This is a genomic window from Pseudomonas sp. 008, from assembly GCF_016861935.1.
Taxonomy (GTDB): domain Bacteria; phylum Pseudomonadota; class Gammaproteobacteria; order Pseudomonadales; family Pseudomonadaceae; genus Aquipseudomonas.
In genome coordinates this window covers 24,222-46,629 of record NZ_BOMA01000016.1, presented here as the reverse complement: position 1 = coordinate 46,629, position 22,408 = coordinate 24,222, and the positions used below count along the sequence as shown (strand labels likewise).

At 60.1% G+C, this 22,408-nt stretch carries 20 protein-coding genes and 2 pseudogenes; 7 read left to right on the top strand and 15 right to left on the bottom strand.

All coding sequences use genetic code 11. The features are described 5' to 3' along the window. Nucleotides 1-101: 101 nt before the first annotated feature. Nucleotides 102-416: pseudogene (locus tag JUI81_RS31895) on the bottom strand (tyrosine-type recombinase/integrase); the annotation flags it as partial. Nucleotides 417-418: 2 nt separating this feature from the next. Here JUI81_RS31895 and JUI81_RS26805 point away from each other — a divergent pair. Then, a pseudogene (locus JUI81_RS26805) lies at nt 419-502 on the top strand (DUF2280 domain-containing protein); the annotation flags it as partial. Nucleotides 503-583: 81 nt separating this feature from the next. Here JUI81_RS26805 and JUI81_RS26800 read toward each other — a convergent pair. After that, nucleotides 584-847, bottom strand: coding sequence for a hypothetical protein (locus JUI81_RS26800; protein WP_026286635.1), 264 nt, complete (start codon nt 845-847; stop codon nt 584-586). A 1,017-nt stretch (nt 848-1,864) separates the two neighbouring features. On the opposite strand from JUI81_RS26800, the gene JUI81_RS26795 reads away from it, so the two are divergent. Both JUI81_RS26795 and JUI81_RS26790 read left to right on the top strand, forming a co-directional pair. Then, nucleotides 1,865-2,698, top strand: coding sequence for a helix-turn-helix domain-containing protein (locus JUI81_RS26795; RefSeq protein ID WP_096480276.1), 834 nt, complete (start codon nt 1,865-1,867; stop codon nt 2,696-2,698). A 99-nt stretch (nt 2,699-2,797) separates the two neighbouring features. Further along, nucleotides 2,798-3,289 (top strand): AraC family transcriptional regulator, encoded by a 492-nt coding sequence (locus JUI81_RS26790; protein ID WP_019578770.1) that lies wholly within the window; start codon nt 2,798-2,800, stop codon nt 3,287-3,289. Nucleotides 3,290-3,405: 116 nt separating this feature from the next. On the opposite strand, the gene JUI81_RS26785 is transcribed toward JUI81_RS26790, so the two are convergent. Beyond that, the gene (locus tag JUI81_RS26785; protein WP_204125363.1) at nt 3,406-4,092 is read right to left on the bottom strand and encodes a phytanoyl-CoA dioxygenase family protein; all 687 of its coding nucleotides are present in this window, start codon (nt 4,090-4,092) and stop codon (nt 3,406-3,408) included. Nucleotides 4,093-4,200: 108 nt separating this feature from the next. After that, complete coding sequence (locus tag JUI81_RS26780; RefSeq protein ID WP_096480274.1) at nt 4,201-5,085, bottom strand: LysR substrate-binding domain-containing protein; 885 nt, start codon at nt 5,083-5,085, stop codon at nt 4,201-4,203. A 160-nt stretch (nt 5,086-5,245) separates the two neighbouring features. Between JUI81_RS26780 and JUI81_RS26775 the strand changes: the two genes are divergently transcribed. Beyond that, nucleotides 5,246-8,275 (top strand): FAD-binding and (Fe-S)-binding domain-containing protein, encoded by a 3,030-nt coding sequence (locus JUI81_RS26775; protein WP_204125362.1) that lies wholly within the window; start codon nt 5,246-5,248, stop codon nt 8,273-8,275. A gap of 114 nt (nt 8,276-8,389) precedes the next feature. Here the strand turns inward: JUI81_RS26775 and JUI81_RS26770 are convergent, their stop codons facing one another. The 4 genes from JUI81_RS26770 to JUI81_RS26755 form a co-directional block, all read right to left on the bottom strand. After that, nucleotides 8,390-9,502, bottom strand: a complete 1,113-nt coding sequence (locus tag JUI81_RS26770) for an alkene reductase (protein WP_204125361.1) — start codon at nt 9,500-9,502, stop codon at nt 8,390-8,392. A 150-nt stretch (nt 9,503-9,652) separates the two neighbouring features. Continuing rightward, nucleotides 9,653-11,890: a molybdopterin cofactor-binding domain-containing protein gene (locus tag JUI81_RS26765; protein WP_204125360.1), complete on the bottom strand. Its 2,238-nt coding sequence runs from the start codon at nt 11,888-11,890 to the stop codon at nt 9,653-9,655. Beyond that, nucleotides 11,887-12,360 carry a (2Fe-2S)-binding protein gene (locus JUI81_RS26760; protein WP_019578776.1) on the bottom strand — a complete coding sequence of 158 codons (474 nt, stop codon included), beginning with the start codon at nt 12,358-12,360 and terminating at the stop codon, nt 11,887-11,889. The genes JUI81_RS26765 and JUI81_RS26760 overlap by 4 nt, the downstream gene beginning before the upstream one ends. Continuing rightward, a complete protein-coding gene (locus tag JUI81_RS26755) occupies nt 12,357-13,637 on the bottom strand; it encodes a cytochrome c (protein WP_204125359.1) in 1,281 nt (426 codons plus the stop codon). The genes JUI81_RS26760 and JUI81_RS26755 overlap by 4 nt, the downstream gene beginning before the upstream one ends. A gap of 296 nt (nt 13,638-13,933) precedes the next feature. Between JUI81_RS26755 and JUI81_RS26750 the strand changes: the two genes are divergently transcribed. Continuing rightward, nucleotides 13,934-15,133, top strand: a complete 1,200-nt coding sequence (locus JUI81_RS26750) for an MFS transporter (RefSeq protein ID WP_019578778.1) — start codon at nt 13,934-13,936, stop codon at nt 15,131-15,133. A 100-nt stretch (nt 15,134-15,233) separates the two neighbouring features. After that, complete coding sequence (locus JUI81_RS26745) at nt 15,234-16,163, top strand: LysR family transcriptional regulator (RefSeq protein WP_204125358.1); 930 nt, start codon at nt 15,234-15,236, stop codon at nt 16,161-16,163. Here JUI81_RS26745 and JUI81_RS26740 read toward each other — a convergent pair. The 7 genes from JUI81_RS26740 to JUI81_RS26710 form a co-directional block, all read right to left on the bottom strand. After that, nucleotides 16,141-16,425 carry a hypothetical protein gene (locus tag JUI81_RS26740; protein WP_204125357.1) on the bottom strand — a complete coding sequence of 95 codons (285 nt, stop codon included), beginning with the start codon at nt 16,423-16,425 and terminating at the stop codon, nt 16,141-16,143. The genes JUI81_RS26745 and JUI81_RS26740 overlap by 23 nt on opposite strands. A 297-nt stretch (nt 16,426-16,722) precedes the next feature. Further along, nucleotides 16,723-16,971 carry a hypothetical protein gene (locus JUI81_RS26735; protein WP_018929055.1) on the bottom strand — a complete coding sequence of 83 codons (249 nt, stop codon included), beginning with the start codon at nt 16,969-16,971 and terminating at the stop codon, nt 16,723-16,725. A gap of 132 nt (nt 16,972-17,103) precedes the next feature. Beyond that, a complete protein-coding gene (locus tag JUI81_RS26730) occupies nt 17,104-17,364 on the bottom strand; it encodes a hypothetical protein (RefSeq protein WP_204125356.1) in 261 nt (86 codons plus the stop codon). A gap of 81 nt (nt 17,365-17,445) precedes the next feature. Beyond that, entirely contained in the window at nt 17,446-18,525 is a 1,080-nt protein-coding gene (gene modC / locus JUI81_RS26725) for a molybdenum ABC transporter ATP-binding protein (protein WP_028940673.1), read from the bottom strand. A 3-nt stretch (nt 18,526-18,528) separates the two neighbouring features. Next, nucleotides 18,529-19,209, bottom strand: coding sequence for a molybdate ABC transporter permease subunit (gene modB / locus JUI81_RS26720; protein WP_019578782.1), 681 nt, complete (start codon nt 19,207-19,209; stop codon nt 18,529-18,531). Further along, nucleotides 19,210-19,962, bottom strand: coding sequence for a molybdate ABC transporter substrate-binding protein (modA, locus tag JUI81_RS26715; protein WP_371929188.1), 753 nt, complete (start codon nt 19,960-19,962; stop codon nt 19,210-19,212). It lies immediately after the preceding gene. A 129-nt stretch (nt 19,963-20,091) separates the two neighbouring features. Next, nucleotides 20,092-21,156 carry a nitronate monooxygenase family protein gene (locus tag JUI81_RS26710; RefSeq protein WP_204125355.1) on the bottom strand — a complete coding sequence of 355 codons (1,065 nt, stop codon included), beginning with the start codon at nt 21,154-21,156 and terminating at the stop codon, nt 20,092-20,094. Nucleotides 21,157-21,370: 214 nt separating this feature from the next. Here JUI81_RS26710 and JUI81_RS26705 point away from each other — a divergent pair, with 214 nt between their 5' ends. After that, a complete protein-coding gene (locus tag JUI81_RS26705; protein WP_019578785.1) occupies nt 21,371-22,354 on the top strand; it encodes an MDR family oxidoreductase in 984 nt (327 codons plus the stop codon). The last annotated feature ends 54 nt before the right edge of the window (nt 22,355-22,408 follow it).

Below are 22,408 nucleotides of genomic sequence, written 5' to 3'. Positions count from 1 at the left end.
GCAAAGGCGTCAGGATCGCCGAGATCGAGACCAACAGTCCGTTCGGCACCATGCAAGCCCTTGTTTGTTTCTGGTCCGCTATTTTGGATTTGGTCCGCAATTCACTTGGTAGGAGTGGCTGTCTTGCCCATGCGGTTCCGGATGTACTTCTCTGTCATTACCACAGCCTTATGCCCAAGTTGATCTCTCGCCTGCAAGATATCACCGCTGGACTCGGCCTTATCTGTGCCTGCCTTGGCGCGTAAATCCCGCATCTGAAATTCAGATTTCGCCACGCCGGCCGCTTCCCTGGCCAAATCAAACCTTCTCCGCAACATCGCCACTGTCATTGGTGTGCCATCCGCTGTAGCGATCAGTCGTGTCGAGCGGACCTTGTGTTCTGACTTTCGGGACATGATTCGATCAATCAAAACCTTCTACCCGCAAGCGTTTCCGCGAAGAGACGGCAGAGATCCCGATCGCTAACAGGGCGTTCCGGCTGCGTACGCTTGGCCGCATGGCTGCTTGTCAGGCGTACGTCCTGGAGGTCACCGCTGGAAGATAAGTTGATAGATCTGCAATCGAGCAGAAGTCGGATGGGGGGTCAATGAACTGCCGAGGATCTAGGAACTGGAACGTGATCAAATTTGGAAATCTCTTTGATCCAGAAGCGACGATATTTAGTTTGGTCTGGCGGCAGCGGTTTGTGATTTGACCAGGGGTGCTCAGTTTTCAAGCTGGCGCGGTATGCCTCCCACTCCTTCTCCTCAGCCACTTCCTTGGCCCTTTTCTCATCATCGAACCAGCCAAGCACATAAACTTCGCCCTGATCCATACCATGTTCGATCAGTAGATAGATATCTTTCATAAGCTTGAGCCTGCTACTCCACATTCTAAAATCCCCTAATGCTGGGGCATCGTTTTGACTATCGGCAGACACTTTCGATTATTGAGTTTTATCGTTCAAAGGGGAGATTAGCTTCTGCTCCTGATTGCGCACGTTATCCACCCATGGTCAGGTTCTCCTGACCGTGCTCTCAACGTAGAACAGTCTCTACTGCTTCAAGGCGAAACGTTACCAATCGTCAGCGACCAATTGAGCAATCAGCATATCGTCCGGATACTGTATTTTTGTCCAGTATGGTTAAGCAATGCAGTTCCTAATCGTACCCATGAGAGAGCGTGGTGTCGCCAGATCCCAAAGGGATATTGCCAGTGCCGAACCGGTAAGGGGCGATATCATTTTCTCCACTGCGCCGTCTGACATCCTGAAAAGAACGTCCAGCACCGCATCTTTGCGATATGGCGCCTGGCCAAGTGATAAGCCGCCGCTTCGACCGCTTCTTGATGCTCGTCTGACCAGTATGGCAACGCTCGGTTTCACGTTGAGTGGTCTGGAAGAGGTCGATGGTGTTCTATACGCGCAGTCTTGGTATTGCAGGGAGGTTTGATTGTTTCGGTCGGCAGAACGCCAGGGAAAGGGTGAGCTATTGTAGGAATATCCAACGCTAAGTTATTGATTCTTATAGGGTGATGTGGCGTTTTTGTACCTCCTTCAATGCGCCTGTTTTTCTATATATATCAATTGCTTGCGTGAGATTTATCATGCAGGACCTTAGTTTTTATATCAGCCTCCGTTCTGTTGACCCAAGGACGATACGCCATGCTCACCCGGTGACCGCACGGTAAAGCCAGCGCAATACCAATTGGATATGGCCAAGACAGCAGTGAATATCAAGGGGGGAGGAGCGCTTTGGTCTGGTCGTGCCGCGTTGGGAAGGTATGTATGATAATGACCCTATCGTTCCTATAGTCCCTATCCGCCGCTCAGAACCGCCCCGACGAGGCTATTGCAGCGGTGCATTAGTATTAAGGGGTCTGCTTTATGGCCTATATGTCGTCCAAGCTCAGCGGTCAGTCGCCCGAAGTGTTTCACTTGGAGACTAGCGACACCAGTGGCTACGCCGTGGATTGGCACGCCCACGACTGTCATATGCTGCTGTTACCACGCCAGGGAGGGCTATTCCTGTCGACCGAAAGCAGCCAGACTTCTCACGTTTCGCCCCGGTTGTTTTCCTTTGTGCCGGCAGACTTTGCACACGCAACCCAAGCGGCTCCGGGGCGGGAGAAACATATGACCTTGTATGTCGATCCCTCTTACATCAAACATCAAGGACAGATGAACGGTTACAGCGGTTTCGCCAAACAGGTAAATCGATCGGGGATCTGGCAAGGAACCGAAGCTCTGGAAAGTATCTTGCGCCTGTACGACCAACTGCAAGGCAGTGCATCCGCGGAGGCCTTTCAGCGCCAATTACCCCATCTCAATCATCTGCTCTTCGAGGAGTGCGCGCGGGTTATCGCTTGTCAGCAGACTCAGCCGCAGCCGAGTGAACAGCAGCAGGCGACGCTGGTTCGCGACATACAGCGCTACATTCAGGAGAATCTGGAAACAGATTTGGATATTGAGTCGATTGGGCATGAGTTCCACCTGTCACGGCGTCACCTTACTCGTATCTTCAAAGACATTACGGGCGAAACCCTGCTGGATTTCACCAACCGAACCCGAGTGGAAACGGCCGCTCGGCTTGTTTCATGCACTTCACTATCGATCCTCGAAGTCAGCCTCGCGGTAGGCCTGGACTCCCCCTCATACCTTGCTCGACTGTTCAAGCGCCACCTGGGTCTAACCCCAAGCGGGCTACGCAAACCCCGCTAACGATCTGGCCCAAACGGGCGCATGGACGGCCCGATCAAGCGCTTTCGCCAAAATGATGCTGGCCACAATAGACCTCGTCTCCAACATTGAGAGGTCACAATGAACGACGTGGACGTTGTAGAAGTCTTCAAGTCCAGCCAGGGAGGCGACAAACGGGGATCCATCGCAATCAGTGCCGCCGGGCTGGGCGCTGAGCAGATCATGACGATGGCTCCCGCCTATCTGCGATTCATAGCGACCAGTAACGGGCCGGGCAGGCTGAGTTATTGGCAGGAGCGAAAAGCAAAAGAAGTCATGATGGAAAACCTTGATTGCGGCATTCAGGTTTCGGCCGTAGCCAAGGAGTGTTCCTTGTCACGAAGTCATTTTTCCCGAGCTTTCAAGAATGCTACGGGCCACTCCCCACGTGATTGGCTTCAGCTTGCAAGATTAACCCGAGCGAAAGAATTCCTTGAGCAAACTGATTTTTCTATTACTCAAGTGGGCTTGGAGTGCGGGTTTGCTGATCAATCCCATTTCACCCGAATGTTCTCCAAGAAATTCAATATGACCCCAGGAAAGTGGCGGGCACAAAAAAAGTCCCAGCTGTAGGGGTGGATCCCCGCTGGAGAATCCATCAAGGCCACCACACCCGTCCGATTGTCAGTTGGACGGGTGTGGTGGGTGCTGCCATTGATAGCAGGCACTCCTTGTTGGTTTTCGATCCACTATTTTTGATGGCTTGAGCAGGCAAAATCCGAAGGGTCGAACCGATCGGTCGTGTCCATCCGAATACTTCGCAGGCCCACCGTTTCCAGGTGTGACGCGTATAAAGGCTCCGAAAAATAGCTGATCAGGATGGAGCGTCGGCGTGCGCCGATCGAGTTCAGACTGCCCGCATGCACTAAATCGGCATCAAACACCAGGATGTCACCCGCGGAGCCTGAAAGCTGCACGGACCGGGACTCGTCATTGAAGTCGAATGGCGGCGCTTCCTGGTCAGGGCGATGGCTGCCGGGAACGATACGTGTTGCGCCGTTCTCGGGGCCATAATCGTCGAAGTAAGCAATGGCGTTCACAATGTCGCCTGGCCGTTGGGCCGACAAGTCGCGGTGCAGCTGCTGATGACCGCCACCTGCAAGGGGCTCGCGACCCTCCACCTGCGAGAGGAAAAACCGCTCTCCGATCAGCTCACCCACCACCGTCAGCAGCTCCGGCAGACGACACACCGCCTGAATCTTCGAATCAGAATCCAGCAGCGAATGGCGCCAATCCATGCCACGCGGCACTGGCCATTGGTCCGCCGGCTTCACGCCCGCATCGAACACGGCACGAAGGTCACCCAGCCACTCGGCCGGGATCGCTCGACGGAGCAGCGCAAAGCCATCTCGATGGAGTTGTTCGCGGTCAGTCATGGATTCCTCAATTCCCTTGCCACCAATGCATCAAAAATCCTGCAGTTGCGCGCGCAACTGATGGACATCATAGAAGAACAAAGTGGACAGCCTGTTCTTCGCGCTCGTTTAGATCTGTTCCAGCAACCAGGTACGGAACGCGATAAGCGATGGCAGCATTTCGTTGCGCGGCGGGTAGGTCAGGTAGTAGCTGCGCTGGCTGGCGAACGGCTGGTCGAGGCTGATCAGCTCTGCGTTGGCCAACTCGTCGGCCACTAGAATACGTGGCACCAAACCGATGCCGATGCCGGCCCTGACGGCCTGGATCAAGTGCGAGGTGAGTTCGAAACTCGGCCCCAGCCGCATCATTCGATGGGGCAGGCCGTGATGGCTGAACCACTCGCCCCAGACGTTGGCGTTGTTTGCGACGTTGAGCAGTGTCTGTGCGCCAATGCGTTCCGGCGTCCAGGCGTCATGGAGCTCGGCCACTTCTGGAGAAATGATCACCATCAGTTCTTCGGTGTGCAGGCGATGGCTGATCAGGCCCGGCAAATCGGCATTGCCGACGACGATCGCGGCATCGATACCGCTGGTTTCGAAGTCGATGGCGTCGATCCGGGAATTGATGTGCACCAGCATGCCGGGATGGGTTTTGTAGAAGTCATGTAGGCGCGGCAATAACCACTTCGAGCCGAAGGTCGGCAAGGTGGCCAGGCGCAAGGTGCCGCTGCCGGATTGATAAGCCATGGCTTGCAGCGTGGCACTGCGGATGCGTCCGAGCGCTTCGCTCATTTCCCGCTGGTAGAGACGACCGACATCGGTCAACTGCACTTGCCGGCCTTCACGGCGAAACAGCGTCAGGCCCAGTTGCTGTTCCAGCGCCTGGACTTGCCGGCTCACGGCGCTTTGGGTCAGTGACAGTTCCATCGCGGCGCGGGTGTAGCTTTCATGGCGGGCGGCGGCCTCAAAGGCCAGCAGCAACGACATCGAGGGCGTGAGGTGACGGTAATTCATTCGTAAAAGTCATCGATAGCGGCAGGATTATCCGTTTGTCCGGCGCCAGAGCCTACAGGATCATTGGCGTAGCCGACGACCTGAGGCTGACCCATTAATGCTCAGGCGACAAGTGTTTTGATTTTTTTCCATGATTAGACCGACAAGAGAACAGCCTGCGATGATCGCTCAGTTGCCCACCGTTGCACTCGCGGCAGACTACCCGGAATTTCTTCAGGCCCTGCGCGCCAGCGGCTTTCGTGGCCAGCTCAGCGCCGACTACGCCACTCGCACCGTGCTGGCGACCGACAACTCGATTTACCAGCGCCTGCCGCAAGCGGCGGTGTTCCCCATGGACGCGGACGACATCGCATGCATCGCGACCTTGATGGCCGAACCACGTTTTCGCCAGATCAAGCTGACCCCGCGAGGCGGCGGCACCGGCACCAACGGCCAGTCGTTGACCGATGGCATCGTGGTCGACTTGTCGCGGCACATGAACACCATCCTCGAAATCAACGTCGCCGAGCGTTGGGTGCGGGTGCAGGCGGGCGTGGTCAAGGACCAGCTGAATGCCGCGCTCAAACCCCACGGGCTGTTCTTCGCCCCGGAGCTGTCGACGTCCAACCGCGCCACCGTCGGCGGCATGATCAACACCGATGCCAGCGGCCAGGGGAGTTGCACCTACGGCAAGACCCGCGATCACGTGCTGGAGCTGCACAGTGTGCTACTCGGTGGCGAGCGCCTGCACAGCCGGCCTCTGTCCGACGCGGAGCTGGAAGTGGCATGCACGCAACCCGGCCGCATCGGCGAGGTGTACCGGACGGCGCGGCACATTCAGGAAACCCAGGCCGACCTGATCGAGTCGGTGTTCCCCAAGCTCAACCGCTGCCTGACCGGTTACGACCTGGCGCACCTGCGTGACGAACACGGGCGTTTCAACCTCAACAGTGTGCTGTGCGGTGCGGAAGGTTCGTTGGGTTACATCGTCGAAGCCAAGCTCAACGTACTGCCGATTCCCAAGTATTCGGTGTTGGTGAACGTGCGCTACAGCAGCTTCATGGATGCGTTGCGCGACGCCAATGCGTTATTGGCGCACAAACCGTTGTCCATCGAAACCGTGGACTCCAAAGTGTTGATGCTGGCGATGAAAGACATCGTCTGGCACAGCGTCGCCGAGTACTTCCCGACGGACGCCGGGCGCGCGACGCTGGGCATCAACCTGGTGGAGTTCAGCGGGGAAGACCTGGTGGACGTAAATGCTCGCGTGGCGTCGTTCGTGGAGCATCTGCAGGCCGACACGACGATTGAGCGACTGGGCCACACCCTGGCCGAGGGGGCCGAAGCCGTGACCCGCGTATACACCATGCGCAAACGCTCGGTCGGGCTGCTGGGTAACGTCGACGGTGAGGTTCGCCCGCAGCCTTTCGTCGAAGACACCGCCGTGCCGCCGGAGAAACTGGCTGACTACATCGCTGAGTTCCGCGCCTTGCTGGATAGCCATGGCCTGGCCTATGGCATGTTCGGTCACGTCGATGCCGGTGTGTTGCATGTACGTCCGGCGCTGGATATGAAAGATCCGGCCCAGGCCGCTCTGGTCAAGCCGATTTCCGATGCCGTGGCCGAGCTGACCCGGCGTTATGGGGGGCTGCTGTGGGGTGAGCACGGCAAAGGTTTGCGTTCGGAATATGTCCCCGAGTTTTTTGGCGAGCTGTACCCGGCGCTGCAATCGCTCAAGGGGGCGTTCGACCCGCACAATCAGCTCAATCCCGGCAAAATCTGCACTCCGCCGGACGCCGCCCAAGGCTTGCTCAAGGTCAACGAAGTCACGCTGCGTGGTGATCTGGACCGGCAAATCGACGAGCGCGTCTGGCAAAGCTTCGGCTCCGCCGTGCACTGCAACGGTAATGGCGCCTGCTACAACTATGATCCCAACGATGCGATGTGCCCGTCGTGGAAAGCCACCCGTGAACGCCAGCATTCGCCAAAGGGCAGGGCCTCATTGATTCGCGAGTGGTTGCGTCTGCAAGGCGCGGCCAATATCGATGTACTGCAAGCGGCCCGAGGCAAATTGTCGTGGCTGAGCGGGTTGCCAACGCGGTTGCGCAATAACCTGGCGCGCTCGCGCGGCGAGGCGGATTTCTCCCATGAGGTCTACGACGCGATGGCGGGGTGTCTGGCCTGTAAATCCTGTGCGGGACAATGCCCGGTCAAGGTCAACGTGCCGGAATTCCGTTCGCGATTTCTGGAGCTGTACCACGGTCGTTATCAACGCCCGCTGCGCGACTATCTGATTGGCTCGCTGGAGTTCACCCTGCCTTACATGGCCTACGCGCCAGGTGTGTACAACGCGGTGATGAGCTCGAAATGGGTGAGCCGTCTGCTTGAGCGACAGGTCGGTATGCTCGACAGTCCGTTGATCAATCGCCATAACCTGCAGGCCACGCTGACCCGCTGCAAGGTCGCTGTCGCCAGTGTGCCAGCCTTGCGCGAGCTCACTGTCGCGCAACGTGAGCGCAGCGTGGTGCTGGTGCAGGACGCCTTCACCCGGTACTTCGAAACCCCGTTGCTGGCGAGCTTCATCCAGTTGGCGCATCAGCTGGGTTATCGGGTGTTTCTGGCGCCCTATAGCGCCAACGGCAAGCCTTTGCATGTGCAGGGTTTCCTCGGTGCCTTCGCCAAGGCGGCGATCCGCAACGCCCATCAGCTCAAGGCGCTCGCCGACTGTGGAGTGCCGCTGGTGGGGCTGGACCCGGCGATGACCCTGGTCTACCGCCAGGAATATCAGAAAGTACCGGGGCTCAACGATTGCCCAAAGGTCCTGCTACCCCAGGAATGGCTCTGCGATGCGTTGCCGGAAAATCCGCATCCGGCGACTGATACATTCCGTTTGTTGGCGCACTGCACCGAGAAAACCAATGTCCCGGCCAGCACTTCGCAATGGGAAACCGTTTTTGCCCGGCTCGGGCTCAAGCTGACGACTGAGGCGACCGGCTGCTGCGGCATGTCCGGAACCTACGGTCATGAAGCCCGAAACCAGGACACCTCGCGGACCATTTTCGAGCAGTCATGGGCCGGTAAACTGGACAAAAAGGGTGAGGCGCTGGCGACGGGATACTCCTGCCGCAGTCAGGTGAAGCGCTTTGCCAACATGCAATTACGCCATCCACTGGAGGTTGTGCTAGAGCGCATTGTTCAGCCCGTTCGCTGATGCAAACGCTGCGGCTGATTGCACGCAGCATCAGTTCCTTGGCGCGGCGCTCCTGCCCGTCGGACAGGGCGCCCACGGGCGCGCCAAGGTGCATTGATAGTCTGGATTCAGCTGTCAGGAGTGAGCCGGGTAATCCACGTATCCACGCTGATCGCCACCAAAGAAGGTGCTCGGATCCGGCGCATTGAGCGACAATCCGTCGCGAATTCGTCGTGGCAGATCAGGGTTGGCCAGAAACGGCCTGCCGAACGCGATGATGTCCGCGCGACCGTCGATCAAGGCCTGTTCCGCCGTCTCGGGGTCGTAGCCACCGGCGATCATCAGCACGCCGTCCCACGCTGCACGCAGTTGGCTGATGATTGCATCCCAGCGCGGATCGAAGTTCTCGTCCTTGACGGTGCCGACGACGGCAGGCTCGACGAGGTGCAGATAGGCCAGATTCCACTGGTTCAACGAACGCACGATATGGCCAAACGTCGCTTGCGGCGTCTCATCACCCATGCCCATGAAGCGTCCCATTGGCGTGAGGCGTACGCCCACGCGCTCTGCGCCGACTTCGTCGACAACCGCAGCAACCACTTCCAATAACAGCCGTGCACGGTTTTCCAGGCTGCCGCCGTAGCTATCCTCGCGCTGGTTACTGTTGCTGTTGATGAACTGATCCAACAGATAGCCGTTGCCGGCGTGAATTTCCACGCCATCCATCCCGGCACTCAGCGCATTGCGCGCGGCCCGGCGGTAGTCGTTGATGATGTCAGCGATCTCCGAAGTTTCCAGTGCCCGCGGAACCGGCACATCGCCCCACACACCGTTGCCATCCGCGTCGACGATGAACGTTTTGCCCGGCACGGGTAATGCGCTTGGGGCCACCGGGAGGGCGTTGTCGGGCTGAAAGCTTGGGTGCGACACGCGGCCCACGTGCCAGAGTTGCATGAAGATCAAACCGCCGGCCTCGTGCACCTGGCTGCTGACTTCGCGCCAGGCCTGTACCTGCTCATCGCTGTAGATTCCCGGGGTCCAGGCATAGCCCTGGCCCTGTCGGGAGATTTGCGTCGCCTCGGTGATGATCAATGCGGCGCTCGCACGCTGACGGTAATACTCGGCGTTCATGGCCGTCGGGACATCGCCCGGTTGCCCGGCACGAGAGCGGGTCAGCGGCGCCATCGCCACTCGGTGCGGGAGTGTGTACGGCCCCAATGCGATGGGTTGGAACAGTTGCTGCGTCATAGAATTTCTCCAGGTTTCGAAAAGAGGGAGCAGGGCGGCGATGGACGTTTGGCCAGGCACCGTATGGCCGTAAGTTAATCCGCTGCATGCCGCTTGATAATCCGCATCAGCCTCTACACTGCATTGCGTGAAACGCAACGCTGCGCAGGGTCAGGACGGTTGCTCTGAGCGGGTCAAAGGAAGGTTCAGCCAGCGTCGGCCGGTAGCGTTCGCCACGGCATTGCCAAGGGCCGCGGCCATCGGTCCCTGGACGATTTCGGCGGCGCCGAGAAACGGCTGTCCCGGTTGGTCGAGCAGGTGCACGTCGACCTTTTTCGGCACCTGCGAAAAGCGCAGGATCGGGTAGCCACTCCAGTCGTAGCTGTGTATACCCCCGGCGTCATAGGCGACTTTTTCATACAGCGTCCAACTGGTGGACTGCACGATCCCGCCTTCCACCTGGTTGCGCAGGCCATCGGGATTGACGATTTGCCCGACGTCTACCGCCGTGACGACGTGATCGACCTGCACCTCGCCGGTCTGCGGATGTACGCGCAAGCGCACCGCGATCGCGCAATAGCCCATGATGTTTTTGTAGCGGGCAAACGCGAAGCCGATGCCCGCGCCGGGCTCGCTGCTTTTTTGCGACCAGCCGATGGTGTCGCGCACGCGCTCCACCACGGCCCGCGCCCGGGGATCCGCCAGATGGGCAAGGCGCAAGGCCACCGGATCGCTCCCGGCCTTGGCGGCAAGCTCATCGATGCATGCCTCGATCGCGAAGATGTTGATGTGCGCGCCCAGCGAGCGCATGGCAGAAGTGCGAAACGGCATCTCAGTGACGAAGTTCATGTTGATGCGCGTGGATGCCAGCGTGTACAGCGGCACGGCATTGCGATCGCCGTCGCCTTCAGGTTGAGCGATGGGCACCGAAGGCGCAGAGGTGAACGGCCGGGCTAGCAGTCGCGCCGGCAGCAACCGGCCCGCGTTGACGATGCGTTCGTTATGCGGCGTGGTCCACAGTTCATAGTTCCAGTCCTGCAGTCGACCTTGCGCATCAAGATTGGCCTGCACTTCAGTCACCATCGCCGAGCTGTAGGGTTCCCAGAGATTTTCCTGCTCGCGCATCCACTGCACTCGCACCGGCGTGCCCGGTATTCGCATGGCAATCAACGCCGCGTCGGCCGCTGCATCGTCTGCGCCGTTGTGGCCGTAACAACCGGACCCTTCGGTGTGGATACAGCGAACGCGCTCGGGCGGTAGCCGCACCATTTCGGCGATCCCGGCGCGCAGCGGATACACGCCTTGGGTGTGGGTCCAGACGGTGAGGGTGCCGTCCTTGAACCAGGCCACGGCGCAGGACGGGCCGATGGATCCGTGCATCAGGTATTGCTTGGTCACGCGCGCTCGATAGCGGTTGTCGGTCGCTTCCTGTGGCGTGCCCTCGTGGCTGATCGGGTAGCGGCGTGAAGGCAGGCGCTCGAGCAATGTGTGGATGTCCCGTGACTCGGGTATCGCTTGTCCACCGCTCCAGCGCGCCGATTCATATCCGCGGCGCATGGCCTTGATCGCTTGCCATTCATCACGCGCCACCACGGCAAGGTAATTGCCGTCGCGAATCACCTGCACAACCCCGGACAACGTTTTGATCGACTCCGCGTCGAAGGCTTCCAGCGTGCAACCGGGACGAGGAGGGCGAATGACCCGAGCGTGCAGCATGCCCGGTAGACGAATGTCCTGAACAAATGCAGGGCCGCCGCTGACTTTTGCCGGAATATCCAGCCGTTGCAGCGAATGACCGATCAGCTTGAAGCCCGTCGCGGGCATTGCCGGCGATTCGGACTTGGCATAGAGGTGCAGATCGACGTTTTTGACGGCGTCAGCGTAGGACATTCGTTGTCCGGCAGGGCCGTGAATGACGCCTTCCTGCGTCGTCAACAGTGGCGGTGCCACCTCCCAGCTGCGCCCGGCCGACTGCAGCAGTAACTCACGTACCTGCGCCGCCGCGTTGAACAGCGCGGTGCCGCTGTCGAAAATGCTATGGCTGCCGGCGGTGTAGCCTTCGTTGGGCGTCAGGGCAGTGTCGGCCGTCAGCAGGTTGATCGCCGTCGGTGAAACCTCCAGACGTTCGGCGGCAATTTGCAGCAAGGCTGTTTTGACGCCAGTGCCCAATTCGACCTTGCCGGTGTAGACGGTGATGCCTTCAGGGCCCACGCGAATCCACGCATCGAGGTAGGGATTGGTGCGCAGGCTGCCGGGCAGATCAGGTGCCAGCACCACCGTGCCGAGCGTATCCACTTCGGTGTCGGCCCATGCACGACGCGCCGCCGGCACCAGGGTAAACGCCACCAGCAAGGCACCCCCACGCAAGAAAGCCCGGCGACTGTGGTCGACTTTTTTCTCCATCGTCATGTCGCGCTCCCGTTTTGCCCGGCCACCAGGCTGATTGCCTCGATAATCCGCAGGTGGGTGCCGCAACGACACAGGTTGCCTGCCATGTGCTCGCGAATGGTCTGCTCGTCCGGGTGCGGATTGCTCTCCAGCAATGACTGCGCGCGCATCAGCATGCCGGCGATGCAGTAGCCGCATTGGGCCGCCTGTTTATCGATAAAGGCTTTTTGCAAAGGACCGGGACGTTCGGCGGTACCGAGGCTTTCAACCGTTCGAACCTTCTTGCCTTCAAGGCCTGCGCAGGGCGTCACGCAAGAAAAGACCGGTTTGTCATCGACGATGACCGTACAGGCGCCGCACTGCCCCAAGCCACACCCGTACTTGGCACCGTTCAGCCCCAGATGATTGCGCAGCGCATAGAGCAGCGGCATGTCAGGTTCCAGCTCCAAGGCCTGGGCCGAGCCGTTGACGTTGAGCGTGACTTGGGTCATTTCGTCTCCTGACGGATCGCTTCAATAGTGGAAGAAAGCTCTGCCCAGGGTTGGTCAGGCCTGGCTTGCTGGCGCAGGTATGACGCCAGGGCTGCGAGTTGAATGTTGTCCAGGCTGGCGGCAAACGGCGGCATGACCGGTCCGGGCACGCCCGGAGTTGCCGGCACACCTTCGAGCACGGTTTTCAGGAAGTTGCGTGCGCTTGGGGCTTGCAGTGCCGAGGTGCGATCCAGCGCCGGACGCCCGTCGATCTCGCGCATCGGCGCCGCAGGGGCATGACAACCGGCGCAGGCACTGGCGAACAGCAGGGCGCCGCTGGTCTGGTCCAAGGTCTCAACGCTCCCGGCGCCGGGTTGGATTTCGGTGATCGCAGCCTTGGTTTGCAGGCTCAGTAAATATTCGGCAATCGCCTCGGCGTCACTGACCGGCAAGCGAGCCAGACTGAGGCTGACCGGGCGCATCGGGCCTGCGGCTGTGCCGTGCCCATCCACCACTTCTGCCCGCAGATAGCGGACTAACTGCTCAGTGCTCCACGGGTTTGCGCGACGGGCCATGCCGAGCAGCGAAGGCGCCTCCCAGCCATCCACCTCACCGCCCGCGAGGCTTGCGCCGGACTGCTCGGCACCGATCAGGTTCAACGGTGAATGGCAGCCCGCGCAGTGGCCGGGGCCTTCAACCAGGTAACGCCCGCGATTCCACGCTTCAGATTGCTGCGCCACAGGTGTCAGCGGCTTTGCGTGCAGGAACAGCAGATTCCAGAACGACACCAGTGGCCGGAGGTTCATCGGGAAATTCATGTGGTTTTGCATGGCCGGTGAGTTCACGGCAGGGCCGCTCATCAAGTACGCATACGCGTCGGCAATGTCGCCTTCGCTCATGCGCCGGTAGTGCACGTACGGGAAGGCGGGGTACAGGAAGTGGCCATCGCGGGAGATCCCTTCACGCATCGCCCGCTCGAACGCCGGCAGTGACCATTGGCCGATACCGGTCTGCGGATCGGGTGTGATGTTGGTGCTGTAGAGCGTGCCGAACGGCGTCACCAGCGGCAGCCCGCCCGCCATGTATTGACCGCCCGGACGCGTATGGCACACCGCACAATCGCCTGCTTCGACCACCCGCGCACCGCGCTGCAATTGCGCGGCATCGAACGTTCGCGGGCGCTCAATCGGTGCTATCGCCGGGCGCCACATCAGCAGCGCCGCGCCGATTGCACCTATCGAAGCGAGGACGGCCGCGCTGATCCAGAGGGGGCTGGATCTCAGGAAATTGCCCTTCATGAGGGTTTGCAACGCGAGAGGCGCCCAATGCGCATCGATGAGGGATTCGGGATCATGAACAGCTCCTTGAGCAACCGGGGAAGGGCGCTGATGGAGAGCCCTGCGCCAAGTGCCCAAGGGTAGAGAAGGCGTAAGCGCCGGAGTATTGCCAGTTCGCGCAATAGCGCATTGCGCCAACGGCAACGCCGGGATCGTTGCGAATGGCGCATCACTGCATTGCCGGTGGCATGGATTCTCTGCATCGACCCGTGCCCTTAGCCTTGGCATCACTTTCCCGAACTCAACGAGGTGTCATCATGCTCACGGGTAACCCCGCAGCAGCGGCCAAGGCCGAACAGCCTGCTTCACTCTCCGGCCTGATGGTCGCGTTCCTGGCGTTTTGCTGTGGCGCGGTCGTGGCCAACCTCTATTACGCCCAGCCGATTGTCGAATTGATCGCGCCACAGATCGGCCTGTCCAGCGCCAATGCCAGCCTGATCGTTTCACTCACACAGTTTGGTTATGCGCTGGGTCTGCTGTTGCTGGTGCCGCTGGCCGACCTGATGGAAAACCGGCGCCTGGTCGTGGGTTTCACCCTCGCGGCGAGCGTTACGCTGTTGTGTGCCGGGCTGACGCACTCGCCGTCAATGTTCCTCGTATTTTCCTTGCTGATCGGCCTTACTTCGGTTGCGGTGCAGATTCTGGTGCCATTGGCGGCGCATCTGGCACCCGAAGCCACGCGCGGTCGTGTGGTGGGCAATATCATGAGCGGGCTGCTGCTGGGCATTCTGTTGTCGCGTCCGCTGTCCAGCCTGCTGGTGGAAGTGTTCGGCTGGCGCGGGGTGTTTTACAGCGCGGCGGCACTGATGGCCGTCATCGCCCTGATCACCGCGGCTGCGCTGCCGCGCCGTGTGCCGACGCATCAGGCGACTTATGCCGCGCTGATCGGCTCGGTGTTTACCCTGGCTCGTCGTCATCCGGTGCTGCGTCAACGTTCGTTGTATCAGGGATTGTTGTTCGCAAGTTTCAGCCTGTTCTGGACGCTTGCGCCGATTGAGCTGATGCGTCACCACGGTTTCAGCCAGGCGCAGGTGGCGATTTTTGCCCTGGTTGGAGCAGTAGGTGCAGTTGCTGCGCCGATTGCCGGGCGCTTGGCCGATGCCGGTCACGGCCACCGCGGAACATTGGTCGCACTGCTACTGGCACCGGCTTCATTGTTGATCGCTGCGCTGCCCGGCAGCAGCTACTTGTGGCTGGTGGTGTGTGCGGTGCTGCTGGATTTCGCCGTGCAACTGAACATGGTGCTGGGCCAACGCGAGGTGTACGCCATCGACCCGCACAGCCGGGCACGACTCAACGCCGTGTACATGACCAGCATCTTCGTTGGCGGTGCCTTGGGATCGCTGGTGGCGAGCCCGCTCTACGAGCACTTCGGCTGGAACCTGTCTGCCGCATCGGTGGCATTGCTCCCGACCCTGGCTTTGGTGATGTTCCTCGGTCGCAAGGCCAATGCCTGAGCGCCAGGCGCCGGGGAATCCGGTGAAGCACCGTCATACAAGACGGTTGGCGAACGGTGATGCACAATCACCACCGTTCCCTTTTGACCGGATTCCACTTATGGACAAGTTGCTGGCACTGAAGATGTTTGTTGAAACCGTGCGTTGCGGCGGTTATTCCTCTGCGGCGCGCAAGCTCGGTATCTCGACGTCTTCGGTCACTCGCCAGGTGGCGGGGCTGGAAAACGAGCTCGGCGCCAGCCTGCTCAACCGCACGACACGCAACACCAGCGTGACCGTCGCCGGGCAAACCTATTTCGAAAAGGCTGTGGCGATTCTTGACGCCATCGACGAAGCCGATGCCGTGGTTGCCGACCGTGGCAGCGAGGCGCAAGGACGCCTGCGGATCAGCGTGCCCGTCGAGTTCGGTCGGCGGATCATCGCGCCGCATCTGGGCCGTTTGCTCGAGCGCCATCCGGGACTGGAAATAAGCGTGTCGTTGAGCGATCAGGTCAGCGACCTGCTGAGCGAACAGATCGACGTGTCGGTGCGTCTGGGATCGTCGGTGGTCAGTGAAGACATCGTCAGTAAACGGGTAGGGGCCTTCCAGCGCTGGGTGGTGGCCAGCCCGGATTACCTGAGCCGCCACACGGCGCCGTGTCATCCTCGCGACTTGCTCGAGCACCAATGCCTGCGCTTTGATTACGCTGGTTCGCACCAGTGCTGGACGTTCCAGGGCGACAAGGAAACCATCCAGCTCAATGTGCACGGCCGCCTGCAAAGCAACAACGCCGACATCCTGCGCGAAGCGGCAATCGCCGGCGGCGGGGTGACCCTGCTGGCCGACTGGCTGGTGCGCGACGATGTCGCCGCAGGCCGGCTGACGCGACTGCTGGAACACTACGAAGTCAATCCCGGCAGTGCGAGCAGCTGCATCAACGCGCTGTACTTGCCCAACCACCGGGGATCCAGCCGGATCAATGTGTTTATCGATTTTCTAGAGGAAATCCTCACGCCTAACGTGTCAGCTATACAAATGGCTGGCCAGTAAAGCCACGCGGTAGCCGTTGCAGTCCGGGCATCTCGATCAGCCGTTGTACCCACTCTGTGCGCCAGTCATTGGCGGCATGGGTGGCTTTGGCTTTGCGTGCGGCCCGACGTGCGGCGTTGCGTTCGGCTTTGCGCGCTTCCTTGTACGCATCGGTGTTGCGGCAGCTTCTGCATTTCACCCGGTTCAATATGCTGCTGGAAGTCAGGTTGCTGCCTTTGTGCCCGCAGGCCAGGTGCCCGCCGACTTTGAAGTGAGTGACCATGGGACATTCTCCTTCGTGATGTGTAAGCGTTCGACACCTGGCGGGTGAGGGCGTTCGTTCGCGTTACGGCAGGCAAAAAAATGGCCCGCATGCGGGCGGGCCAGGGGATGTTTTCAAAGGAGCAGGTGAACTGTAGGAGTTCGGTTGTGAAGACGGTGTGAAATGGCCGCCGCGCGCACAAAAAAAGCCCGGCAAACTGGGCCGGGTTGGGATGTAGCGCGAGTCTGGCAGGCAGGCATAACCACGGTGACGAAGAGGTCACCGCTCAGGTGTGCTGAATTGGACTCTGTCCCTGGCTCAAATAACGCGGTCGCCTGATTTGAACCGAGGCAGTGGCGGCTCGACATGTTTGAGTGCAGACAACGCGCTGCGAATCTGCGGCGTGTCCTTCTCGATGTCGTTCAAGCGGTCACGAATCCTGAGCGCTGTCGGATGCCCCCCTTGATGATCGACCCAGTCGGCGATTTCCTTGCACGCAGCAGCAAGGCGGGCCTGACGGGAGTCAAGCAGGGTGAGCAGGGTGGCGATAGACTCTTTCTCGGACATGACAATCACCTCCGTTCAAGGAAATCGGCTAAAGGGCAACAAAAAGCCCGCGGGGGAGCGAGCTTTCTGCCGATGGGTCGCTGGTCCTTCAGCTCCTTCAAGTATAGACCCGGAAAATGAAAGTGGCCGGCGTCAAGCCAACCCGTGCGACACCGGCGAACTGGCCTCGTTAAGCCTGCGACATTCGCGCCTGGCGTCCTCCTCAAGATCGAAGCCGTCACCGATGAAGCCGCGCGTGCGGGTATCGACGATGCGATACCAGACGGCGGCGTCGGGCGGTGGATGACCGACTTCTCCGGCCCGGCGGCCATGAACGATGATCTTGTTGCAGCGTTTCACAACGAAAATGTCTTCCATGGCGTCACCGAAGCTATTCGTGTTCAGATCAAGCATAGAAGCCCGTTGCGATCATGCAAAAAACTGGTGGGTCGTTCGTCGGTTCAGCGCCCCCTTGAATACGTCTCGGCGACGGGTTCAGGCCAGCACCGCCACCGCTTTGATTTGCGCCCAGAGTTGCTGGCCCGGGTGCACGCCCAGTTGATCCCGGGAGTAGCGGGTGATTCGCGCCAGCAGCGGTGTGCCGGCGGCATTCAGGCGGATCAGTACGTGAGCAGCGTTGTCGGCGCCGACTTCACTGATCACCGTGACCGGCAGGCGATTGAGGATGCTGCTCTGTTCGACGCCTTGCAGGCTCAGGCTGACATCCCGCGCCTGAACCTTGCAGCGCAATGCCTGGCCCTTGGTCATCGGCGCGTGGGCGACCCGAATGTTCAGGTCGGTGTCGGGCAGTTGCAAGGTCAGCAGCTGGTAGTCGGCGTCATAGGCGCTGACGTGCCCTTCGATCACCACGCCGGCGTCATCGCCCAGCGCCAGCGGCAGATCGAGCCGGGCCAGGGTTTCGCCGATGGCGCCGCTGGCCAAAGCCTTGCCGTTGCTGAGCAGGACGAGGTGATCGGCAAGCCGCGCGACTTCATCCTGGGAATGGCTGACGTACAGCACCGGGATGTCCAGCTCATCGTGCAATCGTTGCAGGTATGGCAGGATTTCGTTTTTACGCTGGGTATCGAGCGCCGCGAGTGGCTCGTCCATCAGCAGCAGTTTGGGGCTGGTGAGCAGGGCACGGGCGATGCCGATACGCTGGCGCTCACCGCCGGAAAGATTCTGCGGATTGCGGTCGAGTAAATGGCCAATCCCCAGTAACTCCGTGGCATGCGCCATGTCGACCCGCCGCTGTTGGCGAGGGATGCGCTTGAGGCCGAATTCTAGATTGGCCCGCACCGACAGATGGTGAAACAGGCTGGCTTCCTGGAAAACATAACCCAGGGCGCGTTTATGCGGCGGGACGAAAATCCGCTTGTCGCTGTCCTGCCAGACTTCATCGTTGACCTGGATAAAACCCTGCTCAGCCTGCTCCAGGCCGGCGATGCAACGCAGGCAGGTGGTTTTGCCCGAACCGGAATGACCATAGAGCGCAGTCACTCCACGGCCGGGCAATTGCAAGTCGATATCCAGGGCAAATCCCGAATAGCTCAGTTTCAAGCGCATTTGAATCATGGGTCAGCTCCAGGCCGCTTTGGTTTTACGGCTGGAGTAGAGCGCCAGCAACACTGCAAAGGAGAACACCAGCATTGCCCCGGCCAGCCAATGGGCCTGGGCGTATTCCATGGCTTCGACGTGATCGTAGATCTGCACTGAAACCACGCGGGTTTTGTCGGGAATGTTGCCGCCGATCATCAGCACCACGCCGAACTCGCCGACGGTATGGGCAAAACCGAGAATGGCCGCGGTGATGAAACCGGGACGGGCCAGCGGCACAATCACGCTGAAGAACGTGTCCCAGGGGTTGGCGCGCAAGGTGGCGGCCACTTCCAGTGGGCGAGTGCCGATGGCGGAAAAGGCATTTTGCAGCGGTTGGACCACGAACGGCATCGAGTACAGCACCGAGCCGATCACCAGCCCCGCAAAACTGAAGGTCAGGGTACCGAGCCCCAGCGATTGGGTGAAGTGGCCGATCCACCCGTTCGGGCCGAGCGCCAACAGTAAATAAAAGCCAATCACCGTGGGTGGCAGCACCAGGGGCAGGGCGACGATCGCCCCGACCGGACCGCGCAACCAGGATTGGGTACGCGACAGCCATAACGCAATCGGAGTGCCAATGATCAGCAGGATGGCCGTAGTCAGGGACGCCAGTTTCAGGGTCAGCCAGATCGCGGAGTAATCGGCACTCGATAGCGTCATTTAGAGTTGGTAACCATAGGACTTGATGACGGCGGCGGCTTTCGGCCCCTTGAGGTAGTCAACCAATGCCTGGGCGGCCGGGTTGTCCTTGCCCTTGTTGAGGATCACCGCGTCTTGTTTGATCGGATCATGCAGGTTGGCCGGAACGATCCAGGCCGAACCGCTGGTCACTTTGCCGTCTTTGTAGATCTGCGACAAGGCCACAAAACCGAGTTCGGCGTTGCCGGTGGACACGAATTGGTAAGCCTGGGTGATGTTCTGGCCTTCAACGATCTTGTCTTTGACCTTGTCGGTCAGGCCTTGCTTGGCCAGCACCTGAGTGGCAGCCAGGCCATATGGGGCGGCTTTCGGGTTGGCGATGGAAAGATGCTGATACTGGTTGTCGCTCAGAACCTTGCCCTTGGCGTCGACATAACCTTCCTTGGCCGACCACAGCGCCAGCGTGCCGATGGCGTAGGTGAAGCGCGAACCCTTGACGGTGTCGCCTTCGGTCTCGAGTTTCTGTGGAGTGGTGTCATCCGCCGAGAGCAACACTTCGAACGGCGCGCCGTTCTTGATCTGGGTATAGAACTGGCCGGTTGCACCAAAGGAGGTGACCAGTTTGTGCCCGGTGTCTTTCTCGAAATCGGCAGCGATGGCCTGGATCGGCGCAGTGAAGTTGGCGGCAACGGCGACCTGGACTTCATCCGCGTGGGCGGACCCGAAAGCGAACACGCTGAACAGGCACACAGGGGCAAAACGTGAGGCACGCATGGTCATGAAACGGCTCCGTGGTAGGCGAGTGAAACGCTATATATCAGAATATATAGCGAAATGCCTGTAAACGGAACGAATGGGATGTGCACGTCGGAATTCACGCGCGCCCTGTAGCGGGCCCCCGTCCTAGCGGTGAATCAATTTGGCCAATCCTTCATCCGCCAATCGCCGGGTCAGCTCTGCCGAAGTCAGTTCAACGCCCAGGGTGAACGCCTGCCCGGCCCAAAGGTTGCTGAAATCCGCTTCCCCTTTGGCCCGCAATGGCATCAGCGCACCGCCCGCCAAGGGGAAGGCCGGTGCCTTGGCGCTCATCGGCCCGAGTTCACGCATCACCCGATTGAGAATCCCGCGCGCCGGGCGCCCGGTGAAAATGTTGGTGACCGCTGTCTCGCTTTCCTTGGCCGTGCGCAACGCCTTGTGGTGGGACGCGCTGACCTTGGCCTCTGGCGTGAACAAATAAGCCGTACCTACCTGAACCGCCGATGCGCCCAACATAAAAGCCGCTGCGACGCCACGCGCATCGCTAATCCCGCCCGCCGCAATGACCGGCACTTTCACCGCATCAACGACCTGCGGCACCAGCGCGAAAGTACCCACCTGGCTGCTCAAATCATCACTGAGGAACATGCCCCGGTGACCACCAGCCTCGTAACCCATCGCAATGATCGCATCGCAGCCATGCTGCTCCAGCCAGATGGCTTCTTCGACCGTAGTCGCTGAGGAGAGAACTTTCGCTCCGGTGGCTTTTACCCGATCCAGCAGCGACTTTTCCGGCAGGCCGAAGTGAAAACTCACCACTGCGGGGCGAAACTCTTCGATCACTTCGCAGGCCGCGTTATCGAACGGCGCGCGATTGGACACCGGCGTCGGTGCGTCGAAGTCGACGCCCAATTCCCGGTAGTACGGTTCCAGCAGATTCTTCCATTCCCGGGCGCGCTGCTCATCCGGCGGTGGAGGTTGATGGCAGAAGAAATTGACGTTGAACGGGCGCTGGGTGTGTTGGCGAATCGTCTTCAGTTCTTCGCGCAACTGCTCGATGCTCAGCATCGCGGCAGGCATCGAACCCAGGCCACCAGCGTTGCACGCAGCAATCACCATGGCCGAAGTCGTCGCGCCGGCCAAAGGGCCCTGGATGATCGGCAGCTCGATCCCGAGCAGGTCAAGAATGCGGGTGTCTGGCCATTGGTTCATGTGCAGTGTTCTCCGACGTCGAAACAGGGCAGGGACGGTAGAAGCCAGTTTGTATCAGTAATGCCTGGCGCAGGGCCAGTCGAGTTTTTAATGCGTACAGGATGATCCGCAAGGCGCCAGACGATGGGGATTGGCTTAAAGTCGGGTACGGTGATGGGGTTCCCTGTGTTATTTCAACAGCACGACAACTGAGCGATTCCACCTGGAGGCAGTGATGTTCAAAGGCATTTTGATCGACAAAGACGACAGCGGTTACCGGGCCACACTGCAAGAGATCGCTGACGATCAATTGCCCGAGGGCGATGTGACGGTGCGTGTGGCTTACAGCACATTGAATTTCAAGGATGGCCTGGCGATCACCGGCAGCAGCCCGGTGGTGCGCAAATTCCCGATGGTGCCGGGGATCGATCTGGCAGGCACTGTCGAAGTCAGCAGTCATCCGGACTACAAGGTCGGTGATCAAGTCCTGCTCAATGGCTGGGGTGTGGGTGAAGGACACTGGGGCGGGCTGGCGCAGAAAGCTCGCCTGAATGGCGACTGGCTGATTCCGTTGCCCAAGGCGTTCACCGCCGCACAAGCGATGGCCATCGGCACGGCCGGCTACACGGCGATGCTGAGTATCCTGGCGCTGGAGCACAACGGCGTGACTCCCGAGCAGGGCGAGGTATTGGTGACGGGCGCTAACGGCGGTGTAGGCAGTTTCGCCATCGCGCTGCTGAGTAAACTCGGCTACCGCGTGGTGGCCTCCACTGGCCGCACCTCCGAACACGACTACCTCAAGCACTTGGGCGCCAGTGAAATCATTGATCGCGCCACATTGTCGGAGCCGGGCAAGCCGTTGGCCAAGGAACGGTGGGCGGCGGTGATCGACTCGGTCGGCAGCCACACACTGGCCAATGCTTGCGCGAGCACCAAGGCTAACGGCACCGTCGCCGCCTGCGGCCTGGCCCAGGGCATGGACTTCCCGGCGTCCGTCGCACCGTTCATATTGCGCGGCGTGACCCTGGCCGGGATCAACAGCGTGACCCAACCCAAAGCCCGGCGGATACTGGCCTGGAATCGCCTGGCCAAGGACCTGGATTTCGCCTTGCTGCCGCTGATCAGCCACGAAATCGGCTTGAGCGAAGCCATCGACGCCGCGCCACGCTTGCTTGCCGGGCAGTTGCGCGGCCGGGTGGTGGTCGACGTCAATCGTTGATCGTTTCAGCATCAATCACTCAAATAGACAAACTGTAGCGACAAGGAATATCGA